At 41.5% G+C, this 684-nt stretch carries 2 tRNA genes; both read right to left on the bottom strand.

Features of this window, described 5'->3' with window-relative positions:
- Positions 1–152: 152 nt before the first annotated feature.
- Positions 153–228: transfer RNA gene (locus G3R48_RS17155), tRNA-Ala, on the bottom strand.
- 133 nt (positions 229–361) lie between these two features.
- A tRNA-Ile gene (locus tag G3R48_RS17150) sits at positions 362–438 on the bottom strand.
- Positions 439–684 lie beyond the last annotated feature (246 nt).

Raw genomic sequence — 684 nt, 5'->3', positions numbered from 1 at the left:
GATTTGTATTAATTACAACAACAGACATCATTGCAATTAAATACTATCAGCTTTCCAAATTGTTAAAGAACGGGCTTAAAAAAGCCAAAGATAAAATACGCTTTTATCTTTGGCCTCTCTAACTATGCATGTTTACTATAAAAGTAAGTAAATGGTGGAGCTATGCGGGATCGAACCGCAGACCTCCTGCGTGCAAGGCAGGCGCTCTCCCAGCTGAGCTATAGCCCCATTTACATGCAGTTGAACAAATGTATCGAATTAACTTACGTTAACTATGCCAATTCGCATTCTAATCGAGGCAGTTTAATGCGACGTTTAGCCTGCTAAACGAGTATTAAACTAACGAAGAGTAGAAAAGAATTGGTGGGTCAGAGTGGACTTGAACCACCGACCTCACCCTTATCAGGGGTGCGCTCTAACCAGCTGAGCTACAGACCCATTCTTTTTGGTCTTTTAATCCTTACTCGGCGTTACTTTCTTCGTTTCTCAGTCATGTGCTAAAGCACACTCCCTGCGAGACTCATCAAGTGCCTTGATTAAGAATCAAAATCCTCAAAAATATCTTTCGATACTTTGCTCTATCTTCTATCAAGTAATCTGTGTGAACACTCAACAAATATTGAGTTAGTCGTATAGGTAAGGAGGTGATCCAGCCCCAGGTTCCCCTAGGGCTACCTTGTTACG

It is taken from the genome of Shewanella intestini (genome assembly GCF_018221465.1).
Classification (GTDB): domain Bacteria; phylum Pseudomonadota; class Gammaproteobacteria; order Enterobacterales; family Shewanellaceae; genus Shewanella; species Shewanella intestini.
The sequence above is the reverse complement of the archived record's forward strand: the minus strand, read 5'-3'. Positions and strand labels throughout refer to the sequence as shown.